The sequence below is a fragment of the Arenibacter algicola genome (genome assembly GCF_018860365.1).
In the GTDB taxonomy this organism is placed as follows: domain Bacteria; phylum Bacteroidota; class Bacteroidia; order Flavobacteriales; family Flavobacteriaceae; genus Arenibacter; species Arenibacter algicola_B.
In genome coordinates, this window is record NZ_JAHKPO010000003.1 from 1,000,412 (window position 1) to 1,025,377 (window position 24,966).

Below are 24,966 nucleotides of genomic sequence, written 5' to 3' on the forward strand. Positions count from 1 at the left end.
TGTTCGCTTTTTATTATTTAGATATATTATTTATTATAGTCTCATAAGCCTTTGCCGTTGTTAAATTATTCTTTAAATAATCGTAACCCTTTTGCCCCATTTCCCTTCGTAGATTATCATTTTTATATAGTAATAATAACTTTTCCTTAAGTTTCTGGGTGTTGTTTGCTTCAGCCCATACTCCAGCGCCAATGGATTCTAAAATAGATCCCAAATCCGTGTTTTTATCGATAGCGGCTAAAATGGGTTTTTTTGCATTATAATATGCCAACGCCTTGGAAGGAATATTGGGAATCGTAAAGTCTTCACTTAGTGAAATTAAGCCTACATCTGAGATTTGTAAAATTCTAAAATATTTGTCGTCGTCGAGGTAGTCGTGTAATTGAAAATTGGTTAACCCTGATTTAGAAGCTATTCTTTTTAAATTTTCGTTTTCACTGCCATCACCAAAAATCAGGAAATATATATCTTTTATGTCAGAACAGGCCATAGCCAGTTTTACTATATTTTCCATTTTTTGAGGTTTGCCAATGTTACCGCCAAAAATTACTATAAACTTGCCATTCAGACTATATTCTTTCCTGATTTGAATTTCATCGTCTTTGGTTAAATATTCTTGTAAAGGTCGCCAATTAGGTAAAAGATGTAATTTATTCTTGGAAATTTCTTGGTTATGGGTCAATACGTAATCAATATTACCTTGGGACATACATCCAATGAAATCAGATATTCGGTACATATTTTTTTCCTTATTTCTAAAATAAGAATGTATGATGCCATTTTTCCTCATTATTTTTAAGTCCACGGCATTCTGTGGAAAGATATCCCTAAGGATAAGGTAAATTTTCGAGTGGTATTTTGATTTCAACCATTGGGCCAAGTTCACCAAAGTAATGGGAGGTGTAGGCATCATAACCAAGTCAAAATTTAAATCAATTTTGCTTTCTTTTAGGGCCTTTTTGTATTGATATGGTAAAAGCAGATTGGCTAAGCCCTTGTATAGGTTACTATCACCAAAAAGCTCTAATGTAGGAACCCTTAATACTAGGATGCCACCTTCTTTTTTAATTCCTGGTTCAAATTCGTCATAGGAAGGGGCCACAACCACTATTTCATGACCACGGTTATGGAATTCAATTATAAGTTCTGTGAACAAATTCCCAGGAGACTCTAAATGGTTTATTGCAAGACCCAAAAAAACAATTCTCATTTTGTTATCCTTTAGACCAAACTACTCTATTTATGTAATCTACATAAGAAATAATTATCCGAACTACTTTTTCGCTCACATTGGGCATAGAATAATCCGCTACTGGCCTAAAATTTCTTTTTGGATTTCGTTCCTGAACTTCGAGCGCTGTCAAGGCTTGCATGATGCGTACCGGGTTAAGACCTACCATCATCACGGAAGCTTCCTCCATGGCTTCGGGCCGTTCGTGGGCTTCTCGTATATTAAGGGCTCTAAAATTTAATATGGATGATTCCTCGGAAATGGTACCACTATCGGACAAAACGGCAAAAGAATGATACTGTAGGGCATTGTAGTCCGAAAAACCAAGAGGTTTTAGAAACTGAATATTGGGGTGTGTTTTTATTTTTTTCTCATTTAACATGTTTCTAGTTCTGGGATGGGTAGAAACAATTATGGGATAATCGTATTTTTCAGCAATTAGGTTTAAGGAAGTAATAAGCCCCTCAAAGTTTTTAGGATTGCTAATATTTTCTTCCCTATGGGAAGACACCACAAAGAATTTCTGTCTTTCCAGTTTTAATTTATCCAGTACATTGGAAGCTTCAATTTTAGTTTTAAAATTTCCTAAAACCTCGAACATAGGACTGCCGGTCTTAATTACCCGTTCTGGCGATAAACCTTCCCTAAGTAAATATTCCCTGGCAATATCACTATAGGTTAAATTTATATCTGAAATATGATCTACAATTTTTCTATTGGTTTCTTCCGGCACTCGTTGGTCAAAACAGCGGTTACCTGCTTCCATATGAAAAACGGGAATCTTTCGCTTTTTAGCAGGAATAGCACATAAACATGAATTGGTATCGCCCAACACTAAAAAAGCATCGGGAGCCAGTTTTTCCAATATTGGGTCTATAGCAATTAGGATATTGCCCACGGTTTCTGTGGCATTTTTACCCGCAGCATTAAGAAAATGATCGGGTTTTCGTATTCCCAAGTCCTCAAAAAAGATTTCATTAAGTTCATAATCATAATTTTGGCCAGTGTGCACCAAGGTATGATCAATAGCTTCATTGGCATCAAGGGCATTTAAAACACAGGCCAATCTTATTATTTCAGGGCGTGTACCCACAACAGTTAATACTTTAAGCTTTTTCAATGGTTATTTTTTTATGTTTATTATACGTTTACAAAGTAAGTATCGGCATCCTCAGGATTGTAGGGCTCATTGATCCAAAATAATGTAATGAGTTCCGTATCTCCAATATTCTTTATATTATGTGTATACCATATGGGCATATCCACGTAAGCTGGTTTATCTCCGTCCAAATAATAATCCAGAATTTCATCGGTTCCGATCTTTCTAAGCTGTATTAGGGCTTTACCACTTATTACGGCAAATCGCTCGGCTTTTCTGGTGTGAAAATGATTGCCCCTTGTAATTCCGGGAACAGTGGTTGAAAAAGAAAATTGTCCACTGGTCTGGGTTCTTGCAATCTCTACAAAGCTGCCTCTATTGTCTGTATTTTTTTTAAATTTTACCGGATAATGACTGGTAGGAACATAACACCTAAAAGTATTGAAAAGGGCCTTTTCAAAGTCCAGATCCAGATTGGGGAAAATTCCGTTTTCCATATAATCAGTTTTGTATTGCCGCAATAACCTCAGGATTTCGGATACTTTTATATTTTTTGTGGGTGCAATTTTTAATTCGCCAATACTACTATCTGGAATTCCTCCTTTTTTCGAATCTTTAATACACTGGATAAATATCTCCACCAATTCATTGATGTAAATAAGGCCTACCTCACTGTCGTTTATTATAGTAGGCATTTCATTATTTGCAATTTTATGGCAAAATGTAGCTACTACAGAATTGTAATTTGGCTTTCCAAATGGACCAAAAACATTGGGAATGGTCAAGGAAGTAAACTTAGCACCCACTTCTTCTGCCCATTGTATAAATTTTTCTTTGCCTTCTTTTTTAGATAGCCCATAAAGATTGTCTTTTTCTTCTTGGGAGGAGGAGGAAAATATGATATGTGGCTTTACATCTTTTGTTTTACAGGCCTCAATAAGTTGACTTACCAAGTCTAAATTGGTCTCATAGATTACATTGGCATCTTCATGTCTGTTCATTGCCGCCAAATGAACAATTACATCGCATTCAGCAACAAAGTTGGACAACAATTCCTTATTTCCGAAGAAAGAACGTTCAAAGGGAACTAGGGTAATAGTTTCGTCTAAAGACAATGTATTGTACAAATGGTTACCTACAAATCCGGCCTGTCCGGTTATTCCTATTTTTTTCATTTATGCTTTATTTGTCTAATGACATATTTCTGGTATACAAGTCAAAGGGCCCAAAGGCTAATCTGGAATAACCATTTGGAAACATTCTTTTATCTTAATTTTAGAATCTCACCAATCGGCATTCCAAGTTTCCAAAGGAAATCTGATATCATCGGTCATAGATTTCTCTAAGGTGAAATTAGAAAAAACCATCAATTTGGAACCATCTTCAAGGGATTTAAATGCTGTGGCACTTCCTTCTGGGACTTCCAAAATTAAAGCGGTATTCTCTTTTAATACAAATTTTTCCGGCGCTCTATTGTTGGTCGGAATATGTTGGTCCTTAATATTGATGGTGTTGATTATAAATGAACCAGTATGACAATAGAACCATTTTTTTTCTTTGTGGTGCCCCTGCCAGCCTCTAATAATTTCTGTTGAGGCCGGGGAAATCTCGTAAAAGCGAACAATCTGGGTCATATCAAAGGTATTGAAAAACTTGATTTTTCCGCGCGTATCGGAAAAAACAGATCCTTCAATTTCGATGGGTTGGACCATTATAAATTTTCTTTTATAAAATCCAAATTCAACAAGGTATTCTTCAAGGCCTCGTTGGTCAATTGTTCGGTGTTATGGGAGTGATAGTCTTCAATGGTACTGGTATCGGTTTCTCCTTCAGAAAAGTACCGGCTGTAGTTAAGGTCCCTATTATCAGCAGGAATTCTATAAAATTCGCCCATATCCTCGGCTTTTTGCATTTCCTCCCGGGTACATAGGGTTTCATATAGTTTTTCACCATGTCGCGTACCAATCACTTTTACTTCACTATCAGAATTAAAGATCTCTTTAATAGCTTGGGCTAGATCTCCAATGGTACTGGCTGGAGCTTTGTTTACGAATAAATCTCCCTGATTTCCGTTTTGAAAGGCAAACAATACCAAATCTACAGCATCTTCCAAGGACATTAAAAAACGGGTCATTTTTGGATCTGTAACGGTTAAGGACGCCTTTTCTTGAATTTGTTTCACAAATAATGGAATAACCGACCCTCTTGAAGCCATAACGTTTCCGTATCTGGTAAGGCAGACTATGGTATTGTCGTTATGGATATTCCTAGAAGCGGCAACAGCTACTTTTTCCATTAGCGCTTTACTGATTCCCATGGCATTAATTGGGTAGGCAGCCTTATCAGTACTAAGACAAATAATGCGTTTTACATTGTTGGCCACGGCAGCATCTATAGTGTTTTGGGTGCCGAAAACATTCGTTTTTGTAGCTTCCAAAGGGAAAAATTCACAGGAAGGGACTTGTTTTAAGGCAGCTGCATGGAAAACGTAATCTACACCGTACATGGCTTTGGCTATGCTGTTGTAATCGCGTACATCGCCAATATAGAACTTTACTTTTTCGTTTTTAAGATGATTCCGCATATCGTCCTGTTTCTTTTCATCGCGACTGAAGATGCGTATTTCCTTAATATTGGTTTCTAGAAAGCGGTTTAATACTGCATTTCCAAAAGAACCGGTGCCTCCGGTAATTAGTAGTGTTTTGTTTTTGAACATGGTTTATTTTTTCTTTTGTCTCTAACTTTGGAAAAGTCCTTTATCCAGTTTTAAAATGTTTTTATGGCAATTAATTATATCTTGTATTGTTAAATTATTTAAAAAGGCAGATATTTCGGCCTTACTTGTGCCAGTTGTCCATCCCATTTTTTGTTCTAGGACCCGTTTTCCCACATATGTGTTTTCAGCACACACTATTGGTATATTGAAATAACCAGATTCATAATATTTATTTGGCATGGCTACTTTTTCGTTGTCTAGAGAATTGTCATATACAACAAAATTAAGGTTGTTGTCAGAATATATATCCTCAAGGTCATCTGGGTTTTTAAATGCTCCATGAAAAAATATATTTTCATGTAAAAGTTCATTTTTCTTAATTGTATCTACAATAGAAAAATTACCATCACCATAAAAATTTAGAATAATATTCTTATTTTGACCAACATACTCTATTAGATTATCTATAATATCATTATATCGGAAGGCCCCAATATATGCAATTCTTAAAGTATCTGATTTGATAATTTCTATAGGGTTAACTTTTCCATATGTTTTAAACTTATTTTCCTTAACAATAATTTTTTCTTTAGATATATATTTTCTATAATATACATCATAGAAACCTTGAGAGGTAAAAGTTACTTTATTGGATTTGGTTACTAAAAAGAGATCGATAATTTTTAAAATATTTTTTTGGATTTTTGACTTATATAGCCACATGATATCGCTAATCTCATAATCTATTTTTGTATTTAACAGCAAAGAACCAATAATTCTCAGATCAAGGCCAAATACATAAAGATGTTTTTTTTTGATTCCATGATTTTTGTATATTATTGATATTAATTTGATATAACCCCAAATTCTGTTTAAATATTTTTTATTCGAAAAAGTCCCAACTAGTGTAATATGAATATTAGGATAATCTTTTAAAATCCCGAAGTTATTAACGGCATGGATTTTTCTGCTAAACCCGTAAACATATACGGTTTCACACTCTATAGATTTTTCGATAATTCTTTTTACAATTCTTGGCTGTTCCATCGATTGGGCCAAAATAATTAATCGTTGGTTTTTTACCATATTTAGGTTTTGCAGATTATTTAAATACACCAGAAAAATCTAATAGTATTTTATCAGGTTCTTTGGATAGAGTTTTAAATTCTTTATGGGCTACTAAAAAAACTACAATATCGGCCTTTTCATAAGCAGACTTGTAATCTGTTAATTTAAAAACATTATGCTCTTTAATGTTTGGTTCAACAATATAGTATTCTTCGTTATTCGCATTCTGTAAAACTCTTTGTGCGATATACTTGGCAGGAGATTCTCTTAGATCATCTATATCTGGCTTAAAGGCCAGGCCCATAAGGGCAATTTTAGCCTTTCTTCCATGATCAAGTTCAAATTTAAGTTTGGTATTCTGTACTTTTTCTGCACACCAGAAAGATTTATAGTTATTTACTTGCCTGGCAGTACTTATTATTTTAGACTCCATAGGGTAATCAGAGACCAAAAAGTAGGGATCAACTGCAATGCAATGACCTCCAACTCCTGAACCTGGTTGTAAAATATTGACTCTTGGATGTTTGTTGGCCAAAGTAATTAGTTCCCATACATTTATATCGGCCTTATCGCAAATCAAGGAAAGCTCGTTTGCGAAGGCTATTTGCACATCTCTTGAGGAGTTTTCCACTAGTTTGCACATCTCCGCAGTTCTGGCATTTGTTGGGTGTAATTGCCCCTTAACATATTTAGAATAAAACTTAATGGCTTTTTCCGTAGACCTTTCATCTATACCACCAATTACTCGATCATTATGAACCAATTCATGCATGACATTTCCGGGAAGCACCCGTTCAGGGCAATAAGCCAGGTAAAGCTTGTTTTTTAACTCTGGTCTTTCTTCATAGATAAGGTCTTTCATTTTATCAGTAGTACCCACTGGAGAAGTTGATTCTATTATATACAGATCACCTTCTTTTAAAAGTGGTATTACGGCTTTTGTAGCTGCTTCAACAAAGGAAATATCAGGTTCATTCTTGTCTTTAAAAGGAGTAGGTACAACAATAAGGTAGGTGTTTCCTTCAACTGGGGTTGTGCTGGCTTTTAGAAATCCATTTTTAACAGCATTTGCTACGGAATTCCCAAGGGAGGGTTCAACAATATGTATTTCCCCGCGATTAATAGTATCAACAACTTGTTGATTAATATCAACTCCATGAACATGGGTGCCACCTTCTGCAATTAGGGCTGCAGTGGGTAGCCCAATATAACCCAGGCCAATCATTATTACTTCTGTATTTTTCATTATTTACCTATATTTTGAATAAATTCTACAATTCTTTTACTTGCATTTCCATCACCATAAGGATTGTGAAGTTTGCTCATTGATAAATATTTCTCAGGATTATTTAAAAGAGATAAAGTTTCATTTACAATTTTTTCTTCGTTAGTGCCTACCAGTATTACGGTTCCAGCATCTACTGCTTCCGGTCTTTCGGTAGTGTCCCTCATCACTAAAACAGGTTTCCCTAAACTTGGAGCCTCCTCTTGTACACCACCGCTGTCAGTAATAACTAGCTCACATTTGCTCATAAGCCATACAAAAGCGGGATAAGCCAAAGGGGCAATTAATTTAATATTTTCTAATTTCCCTAAAATATCGTAGACCGGTTTTTGAACTTTTGGATTAAGGTGAACGGGATAAATAATTTGTACGTTATCTACAGATTCTCCAATCTTTTTTAAAGCATTACAAATATTGACAAATCCCTGACCGTGATTTTCTCTTCTATGCCCAGTTACCAATATTATTCTTTTAGTGAAATCTACTTCTGTCTTGAGATTATTAATTTCTACGTCATCTAAGTTGTCAACTCTGGATACGCTTTCCAACAGAGCATCAATAACGGTATTGCCTGTAATTAAAATAGATTCTTTTTTAATACCTTCTCTTAGTAAATTATCATTAGCGGTCCTAGTAGGGGCAAAATGATAATCTGCAATATGCCCTGTAATCGTTCTATTTATTTCTTCCGGGAATGGGGATTTTTTATTAAAAGTTCGTAATCCGGCTTCAATATGACATACTTTGGCCCCAGAGTAAAAAGAAGCAATACTCGCCCCCATGGTAGTGGTAGTATCTCCATGAACATAGACAAAATCTGGTTTGAATTCTTCCAACACCGGTTGTAAGCCTGTAATAATATCTGCAGTTAAGCTATATAAATTTTGACCTGGCTTCATTAGGTTTAGATCAAAATCAGGTGTAATTTCAAAAAAATCAAGGACTTGGTCTAGCATCTCTCTATGTTGGGCCGTAACACATACTTTGGTTTCAAAGAAATTGTTTTTTAAAAAGGCCTTTACCAACGGAGCCATTTTTATAGCTTCGGGTCGAGTGCCAAATATTATTAAGTTTTTCTTTTTCATAGAATCGTAGTAGTTTGCCAATTATTATTATGAAGGGTGAAATTTGAAGAAAATTTATGCAGAATTAGGTGATAAAAATGTATACTGTAATTCATGTTCTTAACTTGTTTAATGGATAATTAACTGGTTACAAAGAATTATGTATATAACTTTTTTTATCGCTAAATATTGTTAAGTTTTTTTACATTAAAGTTTTGGCTTTTGTTAAATGCAGCCTTATTAATGGGTTTTCTGTTTTTTATAGCTTTTGCTATTGTTTGTGGTAATTTTTGTAAAAGACTTTTAATATACACCTTTAATATACCTTCTGTTTTGGCATAGATTGGGTATTTGAAAAGAAAATATCCCATAAAGGACAAAGCATTTTTTGCAGGAAACAATGTGAGAGCTACGTATAATTTGTTGTAATATCCGGAAATAATTTCCTTTGTCCGGTCCCTGGCTACATCACTTCTTTTATGCCATAGAATAACAGATTCATCTTTGATGATCTTATATTTAGTTTCTAATAATTTTAGTGACAAATAAGTTTCCTCTGCACCGTACATAAAGTGATCAGGATAGTAACCCACTGTATCGTATATTTGCTTATAATGCATGGATATCCCCCCCTGAAATTCGTTAAATTCATAACGGATGTCATTTCTTATAGAACATTGGGCGTCTATTTCGTCAACTTGATCGAAATCATAAACTTTGCCTGTTATTATACCAATATTGGGAAATAGAGTTATGCTTTTATAAGCATTTTGGACGGCATCCCTGTGTAAAACCCCATCGTTATCCAAAAAGAAGATGTAATCTCCCTTGCAAAATTTGATGCCCATATTTCTACCTCCGGCACAACCATAATTTTTATCTAACTCTACAATATTGATATTTGGAAAATTACTTTTGGTGAGGGCTACAGAATTATCAGTTGATCCATTGTCAATTAAAATTACTTCAATATTAGGATATGTTTGATCCAAGGCACTTTGTATTGCCCTTTGGGTTTCATCAGCTCTATTCCAATTTAATATTTGAATCGATATGAGTGGTTTCATTTGTACTATTATTTAGTTCATAAGTGATAAAAACTCCGGTTACTAAAAAGTAAAACGAAGTAAATAAGACTCCCTTTATTAAATCTGTGGTTAAATAGAAAATAAAAATATTAATATGTAATAAGGCAATATATAGAAAAAGATTACTATTATTTGCTTTCTTGAAGTAAGTTAAAATCTTTAAATTAAAAGCTAAGTTTATGATTAGACCTATCAAACCGCTGATTATTAGAAGATATAAAAAACTGTTGTCGAAAATCACGTTGCTAAAACTGGTGTTGGAATGTGCTGCTTCTGAGGCACTTATGCCCCAAACAGGACTATCATAAAAAGCTTCTAATTTTTTTGACCATATTGCATTTACGCGCCCATTCAAAGTAAGTAGCTCAGAACTGTTATTACTTGCAACTTGTTCATATCTTGAGCCATTTAACAGTTCTCCAAATATTGGCAAGGACATAAATACAATAAAAGAAACAAAAATAATTAGTTTGTATTTTTTTCTAATTACTAAATAGCCTAAAAATATTAGAATTAATGCTATTAAACCTGTTCTGGAAAAAGTTACATAAACAGACCAAACCGTAATTGCGACCAGAGCGGGTAAAACAAGTGTTCGATAAAATTTAGACATTCGTTCTAAAGATAATATTCCAATAAGGCCACATATTTGGAAGAAAGCCGCATAATTTGGATTTCCGACTGTTCCAACAGTTCTATTAATACCATATCTTATTCCGCTCTCTTTTCCAAATAATAGGTAGGTCTTAATTCCCAATCCTCCTATGTTATGAAATTGTATTATAGAAACTAAACTAGAGACAAAAAAACCACACGATAAAATTAAAAGAAGGCTATTAATGTCGCATTTGATTGATTGACCAAATTTGAGTGCCGCATAGAAAATAACGATATTTCTAACCATTGAAAAAACCGTATTCATATCTTGTATTATTGGGGAGTAGCCAGAAAATATTTGGATGCTGAATGTGATACAGTAAGCAATAACAATTAAGACTAGAATAGTAATCATTGGTTTTGCTTTTTCAGTCTTTAAAGCAGGGAAACCTAATATAATTCCTATAAAAAGGATATCTTCGAAACGAATGGGTATTCCAGCAACATTAAATGTTGGTAAAAGAAAAATTATTAATATAATGGTTAACAATAATTTCATTTCCAAAGGGTATAAATATTAATCTAACTTTTTTTTTTCAAAAAGAATAACCATGGTAATGAACGAACCTTATGAACCATTACCCACGAAATTATCAGAGTATATAAATTAGTGATAATCAAAGCTGTAATGATATTTGAAACGGTTAGGTTTTTTAAATAATAAAACATAAATATTAGAAGATATTGCATGACTATTCCCGAAATTGAGGCAAAGGTTAGTTTTTTTCCTTCCTTGTAAAAAATCAAATAATCAGCCATGACGGTAAACAAAGATTGTAACGTCATAGATATAACAAGTAATCTAACATATTTTGTTGCGCTATGAAATTCTGGAGCTAACACAGTCTTAACTAGAAGATCTGAAATTACTATTAGGAAAAGTCCACCCGAGACAATTAAAACCATAAAAATGTACATGCTTTTAACAATTTTGGTGTCAATAACATTTTTATTAGCCAACATCTTGTACAAAAGGGGCTGCCATACCTTGTTAAGGGAATTTGTTGCAAAGATTATTAATCCAGCAATCCCCATCGCCACGGTATATATCCCGGTTTCGCTTTTTCCAATAGTTGCTGCCATTAACAGCAGTAATGCAGCATTTTTAAACCAAAAACTAACCGAATAGGGCAATACACCCATACTATCATTAACACATATTTTAAGTTTTTCAAAATTCAAACGTAAACCGATATAACCTTCGGTATTTAATAAATAAAATGTTATAGTAGAAAACACAAATGAACTTAGAAGTAAACTATAAAGTCTGCCTCGCCAACCGAGTTCTAATGCAACAACAAATAGAATTGTAGTAGCAATAATAAATAAAGAACCAAAATTTTGATATTTAGCAAAGGTTGTACTTCTTCCCTCAGCAATCCAAATAATACTAATAATTTTCCCGAAAAACTCACCAAAAGTGTATAATACAGCTAAAATCAACCATATTAAACCTAGCCCATATTCTTTAAAGAAATAATCTCCGAAAATAATAAATCCAAGAAGATAGATTACTGACGTGATTAATGTTATAATAAAAACATCACCGATATGGTATTTTAAGGTTTCCTTTGTTTCCTTAAAAAAATTTGCTTGAACCAATTCTTGTGACCCCAAACCTACAAAAACGGCTAGGAAGCCAACTATAGAGGTAAAAACGCTGATTGTTCCATAGTCTTCGGGAGATAAGTATCTAGTGATTATTGGTAATAGTAAAAATGGTAAAATTTTATTTAAGACATCTGAGCCTATATAAGTAAATGATGATTTTAACAACTCCTTATTGGGAAGGTAAGATGAGATTTTAGTGTTTAAAAATGTTCGAATATTCAAAGTTGAGTTGTTAAATAAATTATTGGACTAGAACAAGAATTAGAAATATAGGTAAATGAGTCAATTCATAATTATATTTCATATAAAGAGTATCGGTAATCGTCATTTTGTCAGCTTCCCTTGAATTGGCAAAGGTGCGAAATAATTCAAATTAAATTCAAATATTATGTATAAGATGCAGTATTAATCGTTTTAATACAAACTTAAAAGCAGCTAAATAAATAATCCAGCGCATATGATAGGGGGATAGGCATTCCTTGGGAGAATTCATATTTATTTTTAAATTTAATTGTATTTTATAATGTACAACGTAAATGTTGACTAAAGTATTTGCCTTACTATCCATTTATACTTCAGCACTTTGTTTATTCAGTAAATCTATGAATTAAACTTTAGGAATAACAAAACTCTAAAGGGAGTTCTGTTTTACCGATGCCCATACTTGGCAATAGTCTCATTTAAGTTATCTTTACCCCATATTTTGCACTTTAATATTGAAATTTATATAAGTTTTACTATGATTTATGCAATTACATAAATGCTTCCTTCCTTTTACATTTACACGATTCCCACGGTTAAGATTTAGATAATCCGTCACCCCCGCACCTTGAATTTTACGTTTAGTTTCCTAAAATGCTTTATAGAGGTATTTCAATACTTTATAAAATTATTACAGTGGTTCACTTCTATGATACTTGTTTTTCGTGAATTTCTTCTTATAAAAAAAGCGGCGAACTCTTTTGATTATTATCTAACGTACTCAATAAATTTGTTGTAATTAAGGCAAATTTTATACATATGGTGCAGGCCGTGGCTTGCATAATTTGTTTGGGCTGAAGATGTTACTATCAATATACGACTATAGATAACTCTGTGCTATTTAAATGCAGTGGTCATGTCAGTTTTGTAGTGAGTGTCAGGTAATTCTCTTTTCTCCATTAATAAATCACCTACTACTACTACTACTACTACTACTAAAAAATCATCTTTGGCCGACCATTTTGTAAATTCTTTAACATCAAAATAAGTCGGTCATTCGTCTTGTGAAAATAAGATCAACAATATTATATCCTTTACTCTGATCTCGGGTCAAATTATAATTAATAAATTATATTAACTATATAACGTGATTTCGATCGACTTTTAATTGTAAATGTTAATGTTTTAAGGTCGAGACAGTTGAGACCTCATTTTAAAGCTATAATTGTCTAAAACCTCTTGACTGTGCTTCTAGATTAGCTTTGTTAAGTTTAATTTATTTATAATATGTTATTTGGGTTTTATTACAAAACAAACTTACTTTATATATAAGATTTAAAGTATTTAGCCAAACATTAACCCTCCAATATAATGATTAGCGGGTAATAATGTTTGGCTAATTTAATATCTCAACTAGAGAATAATCAGGGCTTAGAAAATCCGCAGCCTATTAGTGTTGTTGCTAAATCAATTGAGGCCTCAAGTTTATAATTGCTTCCAATGCTAAAACTTGAAATATTTTCCAATTTGGAGTTAACAATTTTAGTATTCTTATTTAATCTATCAACCTTAAATAGGTACTCTGAATTCTTGAGTGTACAGTCCTTAAATGTGTTGTCTTCAGCGGGGGTATATGCATAGTTCCAGTCACTGTTAAAATCTATGACGTATTTCACGTTGCTAATAGTACAGTTTTCAAAAAGGTTATTGTAACCAGCATTAGCGGCATCATTGATATTATTGGAACCATCAATCCAATCCATGAATTTCACTCCACTTTCAGAAGATTTGTCAACTATACAATTTTTAAATGTATTGTTGTTAGCTCCATTAGCAATTAGGATGGAACCTATTTTGCCTCGACCTTCATTGCTATCGTAATTTCCTACAAAACAATTCTCAATAGTGTTGTTCTTTACTCCCGAAAAACTAAGCTCCAAGGCTGTATTTATGACGCTGGAGTTTTGAATAATATTGTTTTCTGCACTTACCTTAAGGATGATTCCGTGGCCCTTGTGATATAGGTTGCCAACTCGCTCAACGTAAATATTGTTCAGTTTGTTTCCATTGGCGTTAACCAAGAGATAATAATAATCTGTAGGGTTAATATCGATATCACAGTATGCTTTGTTCGAGTCGTGTGTCACATAATCAGCGGAAATGGTAAAGGCTTCCGATCCGGAATTGATGACCATACAATTTTTAATAATGGAATTGTCGCCACTAACATTGATTCCTACACCTGAATACTGATCGGAACTAGCATTTGGGCGATTTTTGCTTGGGTTATGGTTTCCAGCATCGATAGAAACAATGTTTATAATCGAATTATAGGACCCGGTACTCACTAGTCCTGTGCTGTATTTAGAAATTTGGAAATTTTCAATATAAGTATAGGGTTTATTGATTGTGATAGCTTTTCCTTCTACTTCGCCATTGGAAGATTTACCTTCCAATAAGGGCATCTTGTTAGTATCCAGTTTGTCACCGTAAGTAAAGGTAGAGCCTTGGTTACTTACCACGTCGCCAGGCGCATTGCTGTACCCGATAAATTTTATAGGTTTGCTGGCGGTACCGGAGTTGCCCGTTACCAGTTCTACATTGCCATAGTTCCCGGCCTTAATATAGACTACATCTCCTGCCTTGGCAGTTTTAAATGCGTATTGTATGTCCCACGCTGTGGATTCTGTAGCTCCTTTATTAGAACTATTTCCCATAGTGGTTACATAATAAATGTTGTCGCCAGTAATAGGAGTAGATTTGTCTTCAGGGGTTACAGTAACCGAAATCTTTCCGGTTTCGGTAGAAACTGAATTATCAGGATTGGTTACGGTTGTAGTGTAATCAAACTCGTCCGTGCCAGTTTCATCTGTATTTGGAGTATAAACAACGGTATTGTCCTCTTGTACTTCTGCTAATCCCATTTTAGGAGGTGTAACTTCCGTAATCACCACCTTTTCAGGTTCTTTAAAAGTATCGTTGCTTAAGGGTTTAATGACGACCGGATTGTTGGCTAAGGTAACCACAACGTCGTTTACCATGAAGGCCTGGGGTTGTTCTATTACATATTCTGCCAAAAGATCGGAATCTTTGTTGCAGGAAAAACTTAAAAATAAGACAATAGTAGCTAGGGGCAATAGGATAAAATTCGAGGGGCGAAATTTCATAAGTTTAAGACTTTTGTTTAAATGATAATCATTTGGGTTTTACAAATATTATTTATTTTTTTAACATCATCGTTAAAAGACCAGCTATTTTCGATGAACTGCACAATTAAGATGCAATGGAGGTTTTACGAATGGTTTTACGCGTTTAGATGTTTAGGTTACGTTTATTCGATGAAATGCTTATTTCTTTATGATTTGACCCTATATTTAGCCTATGAATGTTAATTTTTTAACAAATGATGTCTTATTTTTTGATGAATATTAAATTCATATTCTTAGGACTTTATTTATATTGGTACTGACTGTTAAATGGTAACGCTTAAAACTTATAAAATATTTTAGTTAGGCTTGGGCAGCCTAATCGCATTTTGGAAAGCGATTCAAGATATTTTTGTAGAAAAGAGAGGGTGGTGTTTTTATGATTAGATATTAAGAGAATGATGAAATTGCCTAAAAAACTGGAGGTAGATAAACAAAGCATTGCTTCAGCTTATGGATAAAAATTAATCGTGGTATATTTTTTTTTACTAAGTAGGATTTAAAAGCTCCGACGTTCGCCCACCTGAACGGAACGGGGAAGCTCGCCCGTTCCGTTCAGGTGGGCATCAAAATGTTTTCAGTAGTTCTCTTCCGATGCCTCACGGGCCTGACTTTTTCGGCAGACAGGCTTACCCAAGGGAATTTGACTAAAAGCACATTTTTTTTAGATCAAGTAATTCAGGTTGTATTGATTTAATAACGATTTTCATGAACTTCTATTATAGCCTTCCATTAATATTCATTTCTAATACTCCCTTTACATCGTACACTATGCCATTGGTCTTTATTTTTGAATTTAGGTCAAGCTTTAAAAATTGACTATGGGCCACAGTTAAGACTATTGCATCATATTTTTTTTTGGGCAATTGGGTATAAGTAGTTAGGTTGTATTCGTTTTTAACCTCATTAGTAGAGGCCCATGGGTCAAAAACATCTATTTTTGCTCCGTAACTGCTTAAGTTGTTTATTACGTCTACAGCTTTTGTATTTCGTACATCCGGACAATTTTCCTTAAATGTTATGCCTAAAACCAAAATATCGGCACCTTTTACCTTTAAGTCATTTTGCACCATTAATTTTACCACTTCAGCTGCAACGTAATTGCCCATACTGTCGTTCATTCGTCTCCCTGCCAAAATTATTTCTGGGTGATATCCATATTCTTGGGCTTTTTGTGCTAGGTAATAAGGGTCTACTCCAATACAATGGCCTCCAACCAAACCTGGACTAAAGGGTAGGAAATTCCATTTGGTGGCAGCCGCTTTTAAAACTTCTTGGGTGTCAATCCCTATTAGATTAAAAATTTTGGCCAATTCATTTACAAAAGCAATGTTGATGTCCCTTTGTGAGTTCTCAATGACTTTGGCGGCTTCGGCTACTTTTATACTGGGAGCCAAATAGGTGCCGGCAGTAATAACGGATTTGTAGAGTTCATCTACTTTTGTTCCGATTTCGGGTGTGGAACCGGAAGTTACCTTTAATATTTTGTCAATGGTGTGTTCCTTGTCGCCTGGATTTATTCTTTCAGGGGAATAACCGGCAAAAAAGTCAAGGTTGAATTTTAGGCCACTTGATTTCTCTATTATTGGTATGCATTCTTCTTCAGTTGCACCTGGGTAAACGGTGGATTCATAGATTACTATGTCTCCCTTCTTTATAACTTTGCCAATTGTTTCACTAGATCTGTATAATGCCGTTAAATCTGGTTTGTTTGCTGTGTCCACAGGGGTAGGCACAGTGACGATATAGTAATTACATTGTTTTATATGTTCTAATTGGTCTGTACAAAAAAGTCCTATTTTTACATCTGGTATTTCCTTTGTTACCTTTTTTAGTGCATTATAGGAAATCTCCAAGGTATGATCCATTCCATTGCGTAACTCTTGTATCCTTAACTTATTAATGTCAAATCCTATTACAGGATATTTTGTTGCGAAAAGGTGTGCTAACGGTAATCCTACATAGCCTAGGCCTATAATGGCGATTTTAATCTCGTTCATTCAATACATGTTTTCTATCATCTAAAAGTACAATATATGGAGACGTTTACGTAATAAGTAGGTTTTATTTTAAATTATCCCAATACCAGGACAGGGCTTCTTTTAGACCTCTTTTTAGGTTATGGGTAGGCTGGTAATTCAACAAATCTTGCGCTTTTTGGATAGAGGCCAGGGAGTGGGGTACATCACCTTCACGTAGTGGGCCATATATGGTATTTATATCCTTAATTTTTGGGTCATATTCCGAAAGGTAATCCTTTAAGATTGATAATAAATCGTTAAGTGAGGTGCGTTCCCCAAAAGCAATATTGTAAACGCTATTTGCAGCGCGTTTGTTTTTGGTGGTTAGCGCTTTAATATTAGCCTGTACAACATTATCAATATAGGTGAAATCTCTGGAATATGTTCCGTCACCATTAATATTTGGCGATTGATGTTTCATTAATTGCATTACGAATTTGGGAATAACTGCCGCATAGGCTCCATTGGGGTCCTGTCTTTTGCCAAAAACATTAAAATAACGCAGGCCTATTGTTTCTATGCCATAGGTTTTTGCAAATATATCGGCATATAGTTCATTTACATATTTGGTAATGGCGTATGGGGACAGGGGTTTTCCAATAACCTCTTCCATTTTTGGCAATCCCTTGGAGTCGCCGTATGTAGAGGAACTTGCGGCATAGACAAAACGTTTTATATCGGAATCTCTGGCTGCAACCAGCATATTCAAAAAGCCGGTTACATTAACTTCGTTACTGGTAATGGGGTCTTTTATGGATCTAGGTACCGATCCCAATGCGGCTTGGTGTAAGACGTAATCTACAAGACTGCAAGCCTTTATGCAGTCTTCCATATTTCTAATATCACCTTCAATAAGTTGAAAATTTTCATTTTCTAGAAGATGGGATATGTTTTCTTTTTTTCCCGTAGCAAAATTATCCAAACAGACTACCTTGTTTCCATTTTGTATTAAAAAATCGCACAGATTGGAGCCTATAAATCCTGCGCCACCTGTAACCAATACAGAGTGGTCATTGGATATTAGTAGACCTTTTTTGCTCATATTTGTTGGTCTTTATGAATTTTGATATAATTAAATCTTTATTTTTTTTCGGACCAGGTTTGATTATGGTCTTGTGTGCCTATCAAAAAATGAATAGGCCCTTAAACCTTGTAATGTTGGCAATACCAGTCGGTAAAGGATTTTACTCCAACTGATATATCAGTGTCGGGACTATAATTGTAGTCTTGAATAAGGTTGTCTACATTTGCCCAGGTCCTGGTAACATCACCCGGTTGCATGGGGAGCATGTTTTTTACTGCTGTTTTTCCAAGATTATGTTCTATGGATTCGATGAAATCGGTAAGTTTTATGGCTTTATTGTTTCCAATATTATAGATATTGTAAATTGGCCTTTGTTTTCGTTTGTCATTGGGTTCCATGAGTATTCGCTCTACACCATCAACAATATCGTTCACGTAAGTGAAATCCCTTTCCATTTCTCCATGATTGAATACATTTATCGGTTTGTTATCCAAAATTGCTTTGGTAAATAAGAATATGGCCATATCCGGCCTACCCCATGGGCCATATACCGTAAAAAAGCGTAGTCCTGTGGTTGGTAAGCCAAATAAATGGCTATAGGTGTGTGCCATAAGTTCATTACTTTTTTTGCTAGCGGCATACAAGCTAATGGGGTGGTCTACGTTATCCGTAGTCGAAAAGGGAATTTTATCATTTAAACCATAAACACTGGAGCTGCTGGCATAGACCAAATGTTCTATTTTATAGTGTCTGCAACATTCCAGTAAATTAACGAAACCTACAATATTACTATCTATATAGGCCGATGGGTTTTCAAGGCTATAGCGAACCCCGGCTTGGGCGGCAAGATTACAAACTACTCTAAACTCTTCCTGTTCAAATAGTTTTGGTAATTCCTGTCTATCCTCCAAATTCATTCGAACAAATTTAAATTTGGAGCCATGTTTAGTACTCGTGCACCTTCGTAAGGGTACCCTAGCACCGATTTTCTCAATCCCCAATTGTGATAATCTTCCGAATTTTAAGTTTTGGTCGTAATAGTCATTTATACTATCTATGCCAACCACCTCGATATCTCTTTTTAACAGGGCTTCACAAAGATGGTACCCAATAAAACCAGCAGCGCCAGTGACTAAAATTTTCATGATTGACCAATTATGTAGTAGTTAAACCCATGGTTTTCCATGGTATCCTTGTCCAATAAACGCCTGCCATCAAAAACAAAAGCCGGTTTTAACATTTTTTTGAAAATTAAAGGCCAGTCATATGATTTAAACTCATCCCATTCGGTTAATATCCCTATGGCATGGGCATCTTCAACAGCGTCAATGGGTTTATTTGTTACTTTTAATAGTCTACGGTTTTCTTCAGGTGTTCGTGTGTTTAAATAATCCAGGTCTGCATAAATTTGTTTTTCGGATACTTTTGGGTCATAGACAATAACTTCTGCCTGTTCGTCCAATAGGGCATCGGCAACATAGATGGCAGCAGATTCCCTGGTGTCATTTGTGTCCTTCTTAAAGGCCCAGCCATAAAACACAATTTTTTTGCCTGAGACGGTGTTGTACAGTGTAGAAATAATATTTTCGGCAAAACGTCTTTTCTGGTAGTCGTTCATAATTATCACCTGTTCCCAATAATCCGCAACTTCCTGTAAGCCAAAACTACTGGCGATATAAACTAAGTTAAGAATATCCTTCTGAAAGCAGGACCCGCCAAAACCGACGGATGAATTTAAAAATTTAGATCCAATTCTGCTGTCATAACCTATCGCTTTGGAGACTTCAGCTACGTTGGCATCCGTTCTCTCACAAAGTGCCGAAATTGAATTTATAGAGGAAACTCTTTGTGCTAAAAATGCATTGGCGACCAATTTGGATAGTTCCGAAGACCAAACATTGGTCTGTAATATACGATCTTTGGGAAGCCAATGTTCGTAGATGGAACTTAAGGTGTCCTTGGCTGCTTTTCCAGTAGGAGTTTCATCACCGCCTATAAGTACACGGTCTGCATTGAGCAAATCCTCAATGGCGGTTCCTTCTGCCAGAAATTCAGGATTGGAAAGGATTTCAAAGGCAACACCATTGCCAGTATTTTCCAAGATACTTTTTATGGCACTCGCTGTTCTCACGGGGAGTGTAGATTTTTCTACTACAATCTTATCATTTTTAGCTACCCGGGCTATGTTACGCGCGCATAGTTCTATGAACTTTAAATCGGCTGCTTGTCCTTTGCCTTTACCATATGTTTTGGTAGGAGTATTAACGGATATGAATATTATTTCAGCCTCGTCAATAGCTTTGTCCACTTCTGTGCTGAAAAATAGGTTTTTGCCTCTTGTTGCTTTTACAATTTCGCTCAACCCAGGTTCGTATATTGGTAAATTATCCAAATTGGAATCGTTCCATTTCTTGATTCGTTCAGAATTAATATCTACCACAGTAACTTGAATCTCAGGACACTGTTTGGCTATAACAGACATAGTAGGTCCACCCACATAGCCTGCGCCAATACAACAAATTTTACTAACTTTTCTCATTATTTATGGATACAGATTATATTGCAAAGATTAAAAAATATTTCCTAAGAACTAGGCATTTTACCATACTAACCTTATCTTTAATTGATGAATGGTCCAAAAGCTTCGATAAAACTTAAAGAATTTGATTGGCACAGTATTTAATCGATAAATATCATTCTTTAACGAAATAAGGTGCCAATATTATATAAGACTCAAAAGTATACTTAATTTTACATTGTAATAAATTATAAAACCCCAAGTTTTGATAACTAAAACTAAAATCTGGCTTTCCTCGCCGCACATGGGCGGCAATGAACAAAATTATGTTCAGGAGGCGTTTGATACCAATTGGATAGCTCCTCTAGGGCCCAATGTAAATGCTTTTGAAAAATCTATAGAAGATTATTTGGGCAACTCCCTAAAAGTGGCAGCCCTTAGTTCTGGTACGGGGGCCATTCATTTGGCTCTAGAACTCCTAGGGGTAACTAAAGAGGATGATGTTATTTGTCAAAGTTTTACTTTTTCTGCATCTGCAAATCCCATAACTTATTTAGGGGCGAATCCTATATTTGTGGATAGCGAGAGGGATACTTGGAATATTTCCCCTATCTTGTTGGAAAAGGCTATTAAGGATGGCTTGTTAAATGGAAAAAAACCAAAAGCAATCATCGCAGTACATTTATATGGTATGCCCTATAAGGTGGATGCAATAAATGAAATTGCCTCCAAATATGATATTCCCGTCATTGAAGATAGTGCGGAAGCTCTTGGAAGTACCTATAAGAATAGGCCTTGTAGCGGTCTTGGAACTATTGGTATATTATCCTTTAATGGAAACAAGATTATTACTACTTCTGGTGGGGGTGCCTTGGTTGCCAAAAGTGAAGAGCTAAAAAAGAAAGCAGTCTTTTTGGCTACCCAAGCTAGGGACAATGCCCCGCATTACGAGCATTCCCATATTGGATATAATTATAGGATGAGCAATGTGCTTGCAGGTATAGGCCGCGGGCAAATGGAGGTAATCGAAGATAGGGTAGCAAGTAGGAGGGGCAATTATGATTATTATAAGTCTAAATTGGGGCAAATACCCGAATTGGAATTTTTGAATGAACCCAAGGAGAACAGATCCAACCGGTGGTTGAGTTGTATTCTTGTCCATTCCTACGAGATGCGTGAAAAGATAAGGTTGACCCTATTGGATGAGGATATAGAGTCCAGACCATTGTGGAAACCAATGCACTTGCAGCCTGTTTTTAAGAATTGTAAAATTTATACCGATGGTACATCGGAAGATTTGTTTCAAAGAGGACTTTGTCTGCCCAGTGGATCCAATTTACAAAAAGAGGATTTAGATAGAGTAATAGAGATAATTTTAAAAGTATTAGCCCTATGATACATAATTACCTAACCAGCAGAGCACAAAAATATACGTCAAAATGGATTGTTTTGGTAATAGATCTATTTTTGGTAGCCACAACTTTTATATTGTCTTACCTTATAAGGTTTAACCTAACCCTTGATTTTGATATTAGCAAGTTGGTTATGCAGTTGCCTGTGATAATTTTTATTTCTTTGGTTGCCTTCTTGATTACGGGTTCGTACAAAGGGGTTGTCCGTCATACAGGGGTAAGGGATGTTTATAATATTTTCAATGCCATTTGTCTTGCGAGTATCATTACTATTTTCATGATTATTCTAAATAGGGAAATGGATTTTATGGAAGGTTTTACCGTACCATTATCCATTATAATTATTCATAGTTTGTTGTGCTTTATTGCCTTAACGGCTTCTAGGTATATGTTTAAGAATGCCTATTATAACTTGGTGAAGCAATTTAAGATCACCAAAAATGTCATTATTTATGGTGCCGGAGAATCCGGTATTCTTACCCAGAATGCCTTGACTGGGCATTCTGGGAGTTCATCAAGAGTTGTTGGGTATATAGATAAGGATTATGAAAAGGTAGGCAAGAGCATAAATGGAGTAAAGGTTTATGCCCCTGAAGTGTTGTCGGAGTATTTCTTAAAAGCCAATGGTATTAACGAAATAATATTTTCTATACAGAATATTGAGCATAGTAAATTAAGGGAGTTGGTTGAAGGTTTGGTCGATTTTCCGGTACAAGTTAAAATAGTTCCACCAATAGAGGATTGGATCAATGGCGAATTGAAACTTTCCCAAATTAAACAGGTGCAAATTGAGGACTTGTTGGACAGGGTGCCCATCAATATCAAGAACAATCGTATTTCCAAAGAGCTCAAAGATAAAGTAATTGTGGTTACCGGTGGAGCAGGTTCTATTGGTAGTGAGTTGGTAAGACAAATAGCTAATTATGAATACAAATCATTAATCGTTATCGACCAGGCAGAATCTGCCTTATACGACTTGCAGCAAGAACTGATTCAGAACGGTTTTCATAATTTTATTCCTATTGTAGGGGATATAAGGGACAAAAATAGGATGTCCGGCTTATTTCAAGAATATAAGCCCAATATGGTGTTTCATGCCGCTGCATATAAGCATGTACCGTTAATGGAATACAACGCCTATGAGGCGGTTAAGATTAATGTAGCGGGAACCAAGGTGATCGTAGATCTTTCTCTGGACAATAGTGTGGATAAATTCATTTTTGTGTCTACAGATAAGGCTGTTAACCCTACTAATGTAATGGGGGCTACCAAAAGGATTGCGGAAATGTACATTAGTTGTTCGCAGCAACAGAACAGAACAAAATTTATTACAACCCGTTTTGGTAACGTTTTGGGGTCCAATGGTTCTGTTATCCCGTTGTTTAAAAAACAAATTGAAAAAGGAGGCCCTTTAACCGTGACTCATAAGGATATAACTCGATATTTTATGACGATTCCGGAAGCGGCCCAATTGGTATTGGAAGCTGGAGGAATGGGACAAGGAGGTGAGATATTTATTTTTGATATGGGCGAATCGGTCAGAATTTTTAATTTGGCCAAGAATATGATTAAATTGTCCGGTCTACGATATCCTGAGGACATCGATATCAAGATTACAGGGCTTCGGCCAGGTGAAAAATTGTATGAGGAGTTATTGGCCAATGGGGAAAATACCATGCCAACTTACCATAAGAAAATTATGATCAGCAAGTCCAGGGAATTCGACTTTGAAGACGTTAGGTCTAAGATCAACGAATTGTGTGTGACCAATATGTTTTTTAATGGTAACCCGGTGGCACTTATGAAGGCCATTGTTCCGGAATACATTTCCAATAATTCTGACCAATGTAAACTGGACAAGGTACAAGAAAATAAAAAAGTGGTGGAGAAAACAGAAAATGTAACCATTAAGAAAATTTTACAGTCTTAATTTTACTATACTTGCATTACAAAATTTTATTATCAAATCCTTTATACTTGGTTCCATGAAAAAAGAATATTTTGGCTTTTTTAAACTTTTAGTAATTTTTGCATTATTACTTTCTTCCTGTGCTTCAAAAAAGGAGGTAGTGTATTTTCAAAATGCTAGTAATTTTGAAACACTGGTGGACAAAAACAGTTTTGTTCCAAAGTTTAAGGTAGATGACCTTGTAAGTATAAATGTTTCCACCTTGGACAATGAGGCCAGTGTTCCTTTTAATTTATTCAAAGGTATTACGGAGGGAGGAATAAGACCTGAGCAAGTGGACTATTTGATAGATCAGGAGGGAAATATTAATTTTCCAGTTATTGGTAAACTAAAAATATCCGGATTGTCTCCAGAGGAAGTGAGACTCCTTTTGAGTGAAAGATTAAAGGACTATTTAAAAGATCCAATAATAAATATTAGGTTGGTTAATTTTACGGTCACAATTTTGGGAGAGGTACAAAGGCCAGGGACCTATCCCGTAAGTGGTGAGCGTATTACCATTTTGGAGGCGCTCGGACTTGCGGGCGATTTGACCATTAAAGGAATGCGGAAAAATGTGATGGTGATACGCGATTTTGATGGTACCAAGGTGTATACCCGTTTGGATCTTACCCAAAAAGAGGCTATGAATTCACCTGTTTATTACTTAACTCAGAACGATGTAGTGTATGTAGAGCCTAATCAATCAGCGGTAACAGCTTCCAGTTTGGATAACAGGGCCACTATTGCCATTTCCTTGGCATCACTTGTAATTACCTCAACGATACTTTTCGTAACTAGAAATTAACAATTAATA

At 35.1% G+C, this 24,966-nt stretch carries 19 protein-coding genes; 3 read left to right on the forward strand and 16 right to left on the reverse strand.

Annotated elements, in window-relative coordinates; all coding sequences use genetic code 11:
• Window positions 1–13 precede the first annotated feature (13 nt).
• The 16 genes from KO529_RS05775 to KO529_RS05850 all read right to left on the reverse strand — a co-directional run bounded on the left by KO529_RS05775 (window position 14) and on the right by KO529_RS05850 (window position 20,810).
• The gene (locus KO529_RS05775; protein WP_215946943.1) at window positions 14–1,210 is read right to left on the reverse strand and encodes a glycosyltransferase family 4 protein; all 1,197 of its coding nucleotides are present in this window, start codon (window positions 1,208–1,210) and stop codon (window positions 14–16) included.
• Between the two features lie 4 nt (window positions 1,211–1,214).
• Complete coding sequence (gene wecB, locus KO529_RS05780; protein WP_215946944.1) at window positions 1,215–2,351, reverse strand: non-hydrolyzing UDP-N-acetylglucosamine 2-epimerase; 1,137 nt, start codon at window positions 2,349–2,351, stop codon at window positions 1,215–1,217.
• 20 nt (window positions 2,352–2,371) lie between these two features.
• A complete protein-coding gene (locus KO529_RS05785; protein WP_215946945.1) occupies window positions 2,372–3,505 on the reverse strand; it encodes a polysaccharide biosynthesis C-terminal domain-containing protein in 1,134 nt (377 codons plus the stop codon).
• Between the two features lie 108 nt (window positions 3,506–3,613).
• The gene (locus KO529_RS05790; protein WP_215946946.1) at window positions 3,614–4,042 is read right to left on the reverse strand and encodes a WxcM-like domain-containing protein; all 429 of its coding nucleotides are present in this window, start codon (window positions 4,040–4,042) and stop codon (window positions 3,614–3,616) included.
• A complete protein-coding gene (locus KO529_RS05795) occupies window positions 4,042–5,046 on the reverse strand; it encodes a polysaccharide biosynthesis protein (RefSeq protein ID WP_215946947.1) in 1,005 nt (334 codons plus the stop codon). The genes KO529_RS05790 and KO529_RS05795 overlap by 1 nt, the downstream gene beginning before the upstream one ends.
• 21 nt (window positions 5,047–5,067) lie before the next feature.
• Window positions 5,068–6,093, reverse strand: coding sequence for a hypothetical protein (locus KO529_RS05800; RefSeq protein WP_215946948.1), 1,026 nt, complete (start codon window positions 6,091–6,093; stop codon window positions 5,068–5,070).
• 55 nt (window positions 6,094–6,148) lie between these two features.
• Window positions 6,149–7,360: a UDP-N-acetyl-D-mannosamine dehydrogenase gene (wecC, locus tag KO529_RS05805; RefSeq protein WP_215946949.1), complete on the reverse strand. Its 1,212-nt coding sequence runs from the start codon at window positions 7,358–7,360 to the stop codon at window positions 6,149–6,151.
• Window positions 7,360–8,484: a non-hydrolyzing UDP-N-acetylglucosamine 2-epimerase gene (wecB, locus tag KO529_RS05810; protein ID WP_215946950.1), complete on the reverse strand. Its 1,125-nt coding sequence runs from the start codon at window positions 8,482–8,484 to the stop codon at window positions 7,360–7,362. The genes wecC and wecB (KO529_RS05810) overlap by 1 nt, the downstream gene beginning before the upstream one ends.
• 161 nt (window positions 8,485–8,645) lie before the next feature.
• Window positions 8,646–9,530 (reverse strand): glycosyltransferase family 2 protein, encoded by an 885-nt coding sequence (locus KO529_RS05815; RefSeq protein WP_215946951.1) that lies wholly within the window; start codon window positions 9,528–9,530, stop codon window positions 8,646–8,648.
• Window positions 9,490–10,707 carry an O-antigen ligase family protein gene (locus KO529_RS05820; RefSeq protein WP_215946952.1) on the reverse strand — a complete coding sequence of 406 codons (1,218 nt, stop codon included), beginning with the start codon at window positions 10,705–10,707 and terminating at the stop codon, window positions 9,490–9,492. Before KO529_RS05820 ends, KO529_RS05815 begins: the two co-directional genes overlap by 41 nt.
• A 23-nt stretch (window positions 10,708–10,730) precedes the next feature.
• Window positions 10,731–12,041: a lipopolysaccharide biosynthesis protein gene (locus KO529_RS05825; protein ID WP_215946953.1), complete on the reverse strand. Its 1,311-nt coding sequence runs from the start codon at window positions 12,039–12,041 to the stop codon at window positions 10,731–10,733.
• Window positions 12,042–13,444: 1,403 nt separating this feature from the next.
• Window positions 13,445–15,187, reverse strand: a complete 1,743-nt coding sequence (locus KO529_RS05830) for an Ig-like domain-containing protein (protein ID WP_215946954.1) — start codon at window positions 15,185–15,187, stop codon at window positions 13,445–13,447.
• Between the two features lie 758 nt (window positions 15,188–15,945).
• On the reverse strand, window positions 15,946–17,226 hold the full coding sequence (locus tag KO529_RS05835; RefSeq protein WP_215946955.1) for a nucleotide sugar dehydrogenase: 1,281 nt from the start codon (window positions 17,224–17,226) through the stop codon (window positions 15,946–15,948).
• Window positions 17,227–17,290: 64 nt separating this feature from the next.
• Window positions 17,291–18,289: an SDR family oxidoreductase gene (locus tag KO529_RS05840; protein ID WP_215946956.1), complete on the reverse strand. Its 999-nt coding sequence runs from the start codon at window positions 18,287–18,289 to the stop codon at window positions 17,291–17,293.
• A gap of 101 nt (window positions 18,290–18,390) precedes the next feature.
• Window positions 18,391–19,416: an NAD-dependent epimerase gene (locus tag KO529_RS05845; RefSeq protein ID WP_215946957.1), complete on the reverse strand. Its 1,026-nt coding sequence runs from the start codon at window positions 19,414–19,416 to the stop codon at window positions 18,391–18,393.
• Entirely contained in the window at window positions 19,413–20,810 is a 1,398-nt protein-coding gene (locus tag KO529_RS05850; RefSeq protein ID WP_215946958.1) for a nucleotide sugar dehydrogenase, read from the reverse strand. The genes KO529_RS05845 and KO529_RS05850 overlap by 4 nt, the downstream gene beginning before the upstream one ends.
• Window positions 20,811–21,093: 283 nt before the next feature.
• On the opposite strand from KO529_RS05850, the gene KO529_RS05855 reads away from it, so the two are divergent.
• Genes KO529_RS05855 through KO529_RS05865 form a run of 3 tightly spaced genes read left to right on the forward strand, consistent with a single transcriptional unit; the run spans window position 21,094 to window position 24,957 of the window.
• On the forward strand, window positions 21,094–22,185 hold the full coding sequence (locus KO529_RS05855) for a DegT/DnrJ/EryC1/StrS family aminotransferase (RefSeq protein WP_215947124.1): 1,092 nt from the start codon (window positions 21,094–21,096) through the stop codon (window positions 22,183–22,185).
• Window positions 22,182–24,131: a polysaccharide biosynthesis protein gene (locus KO529_RS05860; protein WP_215946959.1), complete on the forward strand. Its 1,950-nt coding sequence runs from the start codon at window positions 22,182–22,184 to the stop codon at window positions 24,129–24,131. The genes KO529_RS05855 and KO529_RS05860 overlap by 4 nt, the downstream gene beginning before the upstream one ends.
• A 55-nt stretch (window positions 24,132–24,186) precedes the next feature.
• Window positions 24,187–24,957 carry a polysaccharide biosynthesis/export family protein gene (locus KO529_RS05865; RefSeq protein ID WP_215946960.1) on the forward strand — a complete coding sequence of 257 codons (771 nt, stop codon included), beginning with the start codon at window positions 24,187–24,189 and terminating at the stop codon, window positions 24,955–24,957.
• The last annotated feature ends 9 nt before the right edge of the window (window positions 24,958–24,966 follow it).

Coding starts and splice junctions, on each gene's coding strand:
- KO529_RS05850 (WP_215946958.1), bottom strand. CDS start 20,810: ATGAGAAAAGTTAGTAAAATTTGTTGTATTGGCGCAGGCTATGTGGGT.
- KO529_RS05800 (WP_215946948.1), bottom strand. CDS start 6,093: ATGGAACAGCCAAGAATTGTAAAAAGAATTATCGAAAAATCTATAGAG.
- KO529_RS05855 (WP_215947124.1), top strand. CDS start 21,094: ATGGGCGGCAATGAACAAAATTATGTTCAGGAGGCGTTTGATACCAAT.
- KO529_RS05830 (WP_215946954.1), bottom strand. CDS start 15,187: ATGAAATTTCGCCCCTCGAATTTTATCCTATTGCCCCTAGCTACTATT.
- KO529_RS05860 (WP_215946959.1), top strand. CDS start 22,182: ATGATACATAATTACCTAACCAGCAGAGCACAAAAATATACGTCAAAA.
- KO529_RS05865 (WP_215946960.1), top strand. CDS start 24,187: ATGAAAAAAGAATATTTTGGCTTTTTTAAACTTTTAGTAATTTTTGCA.
- KO529_RS05845 (WP_215946957.1), bottom strand. CDS start 19,416: ATGAAAATTTTAGTCACTGGCGCTGCTGGTTTTATTGGGTACCATCTT.
- KO529_RS05785 (WP_215946945.1), bottom strand. CDS start 3,505: ATGAAAAAAATAGGAATAACCGGACAGGCCGGATTTGTAGGTAACCAT.
- wecB (WP_215946950.1), bottom strand. CDS start 8,484: ATGAAAAAGAAAAACTTAATAATATTTGGCACTCGACCCGAAGCTATA.
- KO529_RS05835 (WP_215946955.1), bottom strand. CDS start 17,226: ATGAACGAGATTAAAATCGCCATTATAGGCCTAGGCTATGTAGGATTA.
- KO529_RS05790 (WP_215946946.1), bottom strand. CDS start 4,042: ATGGTCCAACCCATCGAAATTGAAGGATCTGTTTTTTCCGATACGCGC.
- KO529_RS05820 (WP_215946952.1), bottom strand. CDS start 10,707: ATGAAATTATTGTTAACCATTATATTAATAATTTTTCTTTTACCAACA.
- KO529_RS05775 (WP_215946943.1), bottom strand. CDS start 1,210: ATGAGAATTGTTTTTTTGGGTCTTGCAATAAACCATTTAGAGTCTCCT.
- wecC (WP_215946949.1), bottom strand. CDS start 7,360: ATGAAAAATACAGAAGTAATAATGATTGGCCTGGGTTATATTGGGCTA.
- KO529_RS05795 (WP_215946947.1), bottom strand. CDS start 5,046: ATGTTCAAAAACAAAACACTACTAATTACCGGAGGCACCGGTTCTTTT.
- KO529_RS05840 (WP_215946956.1), bottom strand. CDS start 18,289: ATGAGCAAAAAAGGTCTACTAATATCCAATGACCACTCTGTATTGGTT.
- KO529_RS05815 (WP_215946951.1), bottom strand. CDS start 9,530: ATGAAACCACTCATATCGATTCAAATATTAAATTGGAATAGAGCTGAT.